Here is a 4,209-nt window from a genome sequence, read left to right as displayed (position 1 = left end):
AAGTACACGGGTCATGTCTGCTTCATTCTCAGATGCCCGTGCCATTTCAAATAATTGATCCTTGCGCTCTTGCAACCATTCAGAAACATTTCCTGCCTCCAAATGGGATAAGGCCGGATATGATTCGCGTAAGTGTTCCGTTTCTTTGGTTGTAATTTTTGGGATATTGTTACTTTGCATAAAACAAATGCCCTGTTAAGTAGTGAGTGCCGCTCAATGTAGAGAGTTGTTGAGCGGCACGAGCTTTAATCTTTGGTCAAGCGCCAGATGGCAAACCCAATTTCACCTGCCATCATTGTGCCGATATTAAACAAGATGCAACCCAAAATCATGAATGGGGCTGTAAATTCAAATGGGTTACGAGCCGCAAAGGTGGTGACAATATCGAACACCCAAACCGCAATCACAACTAGCCCAGCACTAGAGCGATCGCGTGTGCCTGCGGTCTTATAATCCTTCCAAAGTTCACCAACAAGGTCAATCTTGCCACTAGGCTTGGTTTCAAGCTCATAAACCATGTGGTCTTGAAGTTCCCGCCTAGCTGAATCTGGGTTTTTACCGCGTAAGGCATGGGCTTCAATTACCTGAACACCTACAGAAACCATAAATGCCAAGTAAAACAAAGGATTGAACAGTGCAAATGGCACATTTAGCCAATTCCAAGTTGGCTCAAACCAAGGACAAACTGGGGGGCCAGTAAAGATTAATTGCCAAGTTGAATCAGCACTGATTATGGAACCACCGATAAATAAAATCCCACCTACCAAAGCACGACCCGCGCCACCGTTAGCAACAAACTGATTAACTATAGCGGCGGCTGCCCTAATGGGTAAGCCAACAATCATCACAACAGCCTTGGCGCAAAAATCGATGATTTCACCAAGCGTTCGCTTCTTACCTTTGGGTTTACCATCACTGTTACCAGTGCTATTACTTTCTGCACTTGATGAACCTAACGCCATCACTTCCTCCTTACTGATTTGATATTTTGAACGCTTTTACAAATCTCTTTGGCTTTGTGCTTCCACTTCCAAATTCCTTCTTCAATCCGACCTATGCAGCGCCCAGAAGCATCAAACACATCAACAATCTCATCATCTTGATAAAGGGTTGGGTCTGGTCTGGGATTGCGTTTACTGCTGTCAAAATAATTCGTGATTCTTAGTTTTCGAGTTGTGGGCATGACTCCCGCCTCATATAAGGCATCACTGGTTTTAGCCCGTTCTTCTATGCGTTTACGCTCTAATCCTTCGGTGGCTTTTAATCTCTCGGCTTCTGCATAAGCCCCCAACTTGGGTACTAAAGGGATGATTACAGGCAAGAGGCAGACCCCGACACCAGCCAAGGCTAAATACAATTGCTTCTTGTACATCTCACTGCACCATTGCGCTAATCAGTGCAAATTTTTCCCATTGCTTTAACTCATGCAGTCGTTTCAATACTGAAGAAGCTTCATTGCTAGGAGCGGTAGAAGATTCACACTCTAACCATGCTTGATGGGCTACACGTGCAATTAACCAGAGCGTGTCTGATTCGCTCATCTTCTCTAGTCCTTCGCCCCATGTCTCACACATATCTTTAATGAGTGCGTTGTCGTGAGAGAGGGAGTAATATCCTACGGGGTGCGCCATTTTGCTATCCTTAATGTGTGTACCGATTGAATGCCTGATGCTCGTTTGTACGAACGCTTTTCTTGACCGGGCAAGCGTTCGCACAATTATTACTCATCAGAACTGTTAGCGAGTTGTATTTTTTCAATGCCATCTAAAACCTCAGAAATTGATTGAATGGCATCATTCAAAACCAAGTCATTTGATGTAGTAAAATGCTCTGATGTTTGCAGTCTTCTATATTCGGGAGTAGCTTGAATCAATCTTAAAGTTTGCTCAACACCAGCCAGAATGATTACTATTTCTTCTGTGCTAACATTGCACATCATCATATTATTCACCTCTTATCGCCTCCAAATTCCCTAAGTTAATTTGATGATTGTTATTGACAGAGAACCTTTCATTTACTACTTTCTCTAAAGCTTTCCTCAGCCAGTAAGCGGGGGTCGTGCCATCCATTTCTGCAAGCATTCTGATGGCTGGAGTCAAGTCTTGAGGAACGTTGTAATTAAGCCGCTTGGTTAACATCGGTCGTTTCTCCTAAGTAAAGTTTTTTCATTTCTGATAAAGCAACGGTTCCCGGATTTTCGGGGATCAACAAATTACTTTCTGGAATACAAGATTTAAGTAATCTTTCTTTGATCAACATCTGCACAGGCGCGATCGCAAACGCACCGCCACACAAAGTTACTTTGCTGCGTCTGGCTTTTACGGATACGTCATCTAGGGCATAAGCCAAGGGAGAATCTTTCATCCATGAATGAATCGCGTTCTCTAACTCAGTCCCAATGTCTTCGCCATCAGGTGCAATCGCACTTATGCCGTTATCACCAACGGTTGCAGTTTCTAAAATCTCGCGGAGTTGGGAGGGGCGAATCATTTTAGAAGAATCGGTGTTGCTCAAAGCTCTGGAGAATTCTTTGATTAGTGTGGCAACACCACCGCCACCATTCGGACTACAAGTTACCCGTTTTGGTAATTTGCCGAGATTACTGTATTCGCTGATTGTGGCTGTCCCATATCCAATATCAAAAGTATGGAATTGTTTATCGTCAAAGCGTTCGCTTGCCCAAAGTGACGCGCCATATCCCTCTGGAAATCCCAGAAAGCCAAGTTTTGAGAAGCACAGACGATATCTAACACCATCTACCGCTATCCACTTGCATTGTTCAATGGCTTTTTTTAGTTCTAATGGGGAAGCTAGCGAGAGGGTTGATAAACGAATATGCAAGGTTCTACGCTTGGCGCTTGTACCCGTGGACAACTCAAGTAGATTCGGCAGAGATGCGATTGCGCCTAGTGCAAGGATGGGGAAGTAGTGTACTTTGTAATTCTCGGAATCACTCATCGCTATGTACTCTTTACCTTGCAGTCTGGCTGAGGAGCCTACAACCCAATGCTCTACAACATCTTTGTTGTTTTCATCTTTGCCTCGGCTTAGGCTGAAAGCTCCTAATTCTCCAAATGGTACTGATGGCACACAACACACTAAAGATTCAGTCTTCATCACTGGTGTTGTGCCAGTTTCGTTATTAACGAAAGCCTGATATTTAATACTGGAGCGTCCAGCATCTAGCATCAAATGAATTACCTTTTTTGATGGCATGGATGTAATACTTTCAAGAGTTTCAGTCTCGTTTGTGTTGGGTGCGTTCGTGCTTATAGATGTTGGTTGTTTTTTAGGTCTTGACATATCGTTTTACCCTCAACTTTTTATCGTCACTGTCACAAGCAAAAGTAGTCGTTATCAACTAACGTTTCATGTTTCATGTTTCATGTTTCTGGCGAGTGTAAGTGGCGTTTCACGGTGGTAAGTGAGGCTGAAACATTGATGCAACCGTTGAAACAGTTTCATGAAACATTCTGTGAAACACTACTGAGTATCTTGGCTCCCCCTTGTGGGAGCCTGTGACAGCATCGAATTTTGCAAAATCTGGAGTAAAAGGAAGTTAACTACCTCTGCATGGTCATTAATGCCTAATTCTTGCGCTTTATTGCTGATAAATGGGTGTAGAGATTGCCTGATTGTTACTCGCATAAATCCTCCTCAAAATAAATTTGCAGGCTGAAGTCGCCAAGAATATGTGTATCTTGTCTCTCGCTGGCGCTTTTGCCTTATGTCTGCCAATATAGCAATGTCACGACATTGTGTCAACACGAAAGACAGATAGTAAAATAATTAGATATTGTGTAGGAGAATAGATTTACATGAACTCAGTAGATTCGATGGTTGATAGACGACGGAGTGAAGATTATAGGCAGTTAAGCGGTCATGTGCCAGTTCCCTTGTATCGAAAATTCAAGGCGACATGTGCTGAACGAGATGTAAACCAAAGTGAGGCTCTCGAACAAGCACTCGCACTTTGGATAGAACAACCTGCAAAGCAAGATGGTGCCGCATGACCGACAACATAAAACGCGTCAACATCTTAGATTAAGGTCAAGTTGAGGCAGCATCAATAAATTGAATTATTTTTAGTCACACTACTAGTACTAATATAGTGGGATATTTATCTGATTTTTAATGTTAGTTAAAAACTTGTAAAAGCTTTGCTGTGTCTTGGCTTGAGGAAAATAGATAAATTGTTTTATTTTATAA

Annotated in this window: 9 protein-coding genes; 1 reads left to right on the top strand and 8 read right to left on the bottom strand. The window is 42.7% G+C overall.

The features are described 5' to 3' along the window. The 8 genes from ABF638_RS36885 to ABF638_RS36850 form a co-directional block, all read right to left on the bottom strand. A partial coding sequence (locus tag ABF638_RS36885) for a hypothetical protein (RefSeq protein WP_435027701.1) occupies window positions 1-180 on the bottom strand: 180 nt, incomplete at its 3' end. 65 nt (window positions 181-245) lie between these two features. Beyond that, window positions 246-962, bottom strand: coding sequence for a hypothetical protein (locus tag ABF638_RS36880; protein ID WP_435027700.1), 717 nt, complete (start codon window positions 960-962; stop codon window positions 246-248). Beyond that, entirely contained in the window at window positions 962-1,372 is a 411-nt protein-coding gene (locus tag ABF638_RS36875; protein ID WP_435027699.1) for a hypothetical protein, read from the bottom strand. The genes ABF638_RS36880 and ABF638_RS36875 overlap by 1 nt, the downstream gene beginning before the upstream one ends. A 1-nt stretch (window position 1,373) precedes the next feature. Then, window positions 1,374-1,631 (bottom strand): hypothetical protein, encoded by a 258-nt coding sequence (locus ABF638_RS36870; protein ID WP_435027698.1) that lies wholly within the window; start codon window positions 1,629-1,631, stop codon window positions 1,374-1,376. Between the two features lie 89 nt (window positions 1,632-1,720). Then, on the bottom strand, window positions 1,721-1,942 hold the full coding sequence (locus tag ABF638_RS36865; protein ID WP_435027697.1) for a hypothetical protein: 222 nt from the start codon (window positions 1,940-1,942) through the stop codon (window positions 1,721-1,723). A gap of 1 nt (window position 1,943) precedes the next feature. After that, the gene (locus ABF638_RS36860) at window positions 1,944-2,138 is read right to left on the bottom strand and encodes a hypothetical protein (RefSeq protein WP_435027127.1); all 195 of its coding nucleotides are present in this window, start codon (window positions 2,136-2,138) and stop codon (window positions 1,944-1,946) included. Continuing rightward, a complete protein-coding gene (locus ABF638_RS36855; RefSeq protein ID WP_435027696.1) occupies window positions 2,119-3,303 on the bottom strand; it encodes a hypothetical protein in 1,185 nt (394 codons plus the stop codon). Before ABF638_RS36855 ends, ABF638_RS36860 begins: the two co-directional genes overlap by 20 nt. Window positions 3,304-3,483: 180 nt before the next feature. Then, window positions 3,484-3,648: a hypothetical protein gene (locus ABF638_RS36850; protein WP_167756050.1), complete on the bottom strand. Its 165-nt coding sequence runs from the start codon at window positions 3,646-3,648 to the stop codon at window positions 3,484-3,486. A gap of 170 nt (window positions 3,649-3,818) precedes the next feature. Here ABF638_RS36850 and ABF638_RS36845 point away from each other — a divergent pair, with 170 nt between their 5' ends. After that, window positions 3,819-4,013, top strand: coding sequence for a ribbon-helix-helix protein, CopG family (locus ABF638_RS36845; protein ID WP_104902418.1), 195 nt, complete (start codon window positions 3,819-3,821; stop codon window positions 4,011-4,013). Window positions 4,014-4,209 lie beyond the last annotated feature (196 nt).

This window comes from Nostoc sp. CALU 1950 (assembly GCF_051172895.1).
Lineage (GTDB): Bacteria > Cyanobacteriota > Cyanobacteriia > Cyanobacteriales > Nostocaceae > Nostoc > Nostoc edaphicum_A.
Note: the sequence above shows the minus strand (reverse complement) of the source record. Positions and strands in the feature narration are given on the sequence as shown.

What these genes read in the sequence shown, in the direction of transcription:
- ABF638_RS36880 (WP_435027700.1), bottom strand. Translation starts at nt 962, where the DNA reads ATGGCGTTAGGTTCATCAAGTGCAGAAAGTAATAGCACTGGTAACAGT.
- ABF638_RS36860 (WP_435027127.1), bottom strand. Translation starts at nt 2,138, where the DNA reads ATGTTAACCAAGCGGCTTAATTACAACGTTCCTCAAGACTTGACTCCA.
- ABF638_RS36845 (WP_104902418.1), top strand. Translation starts at nt 3,819, where the DNA reads ATGAACTCAGTAGATTCGATGGTTGATAGACGACGGAGTGAAGATTAT.
- ABF638_RS36875 (WP_435027699.1), bottom strand. Translation starts at nt 1,372, where the DNA reads ATGTACAAGAAGCAATTGTATTTAGCCTTGGCTGGTGTCGGGGTCTGC.
- ABF638_RS36855 (WP_435027696.1), bottom strand. Translation starts at nt 3,303, where the DNA reads ATGTCAAGACCTAAAAAACAACCAACATCTATAAGCACGAACGCACCC.
- ABF638_RS36865 (WP_435027697.1), bottom strand. Translation starts at nt 1,942, where the DNA reads ATGATGATGTGCAATGTTAGCACAGAAGAAATAGTAATCATTCTGGCT.
- ABF638_RS36850 (WP_167756050.1), bottom strand. Translation starts at nt 3,648, where the DNA reads ATGCGAGTAACAATCAGGCAATCTCTACACCCATTTATCAGCAATAAA.
- ABF638_RS36870 (WP_435027698.1), bottom strand. Translation starts at nt 1,631, where the DNA reads ATGGCGCACCCCGTAGGATATTACTCCCTCTCTCACGACAACGCACTC.